This is a genomic window from Pseudomonas sp. GW456-12-10-14-LB2 (assembly GCF_002884345.1).
Classification (GTDB): Bacteria; Pseudomonadota; Gammaproteobacteria; order Pseudomonadales; family Pseudomonadaceae; genus Aquipseudomonas; species Aquipseudomonas paraglycinae.
Genome location: NZ_POHV01000108.1, coordinates 1 through 288, shown reverse-complemented (window position 1 = coordinate 288; position 288 = coordinate 1). Strand labels below are relative to the sequence as shown.

The 288-nt window shown below is 75.3% G+C and carries 1 pseudogene; it reads right to left on the bottom strand.

Annotation, left to right across the window (positions count from 1 at the left end):
• Nucleotides 1-288, bottom strand: a pseudogene (locus C1X29_RS29820) (hypothetical protein); the annotation flags it as partial.

The window sequence follows — 288 nt, the reverse complement described above, 5'->3', positions numbered from 1 at the left end:
CTTCCGGACCGGCAGGGCGTCGAGGCCGCCGCGCGTGACGAGGGCGAGGCTCTCCCGGACATGCGCCACGGGATCGAGCAGCCAGCGGTACAGCGACCGCTTCTCCAGGGCGATGTCGGCCTCGACCCGCATGCCCGCCTCGAGGCTGCGCCGCTCGCCGTAGGCCAGCACGGTGTCGGAATCGGGCCGGACCACGATGCGGTAGAGGTCGGTCCCCTCGCCCCGGGCGGCCGCGCGCCGCGCGAAATCGGGCGCGTCGTCGCTTCCCAGCGGCGCCCGCGTCACCTC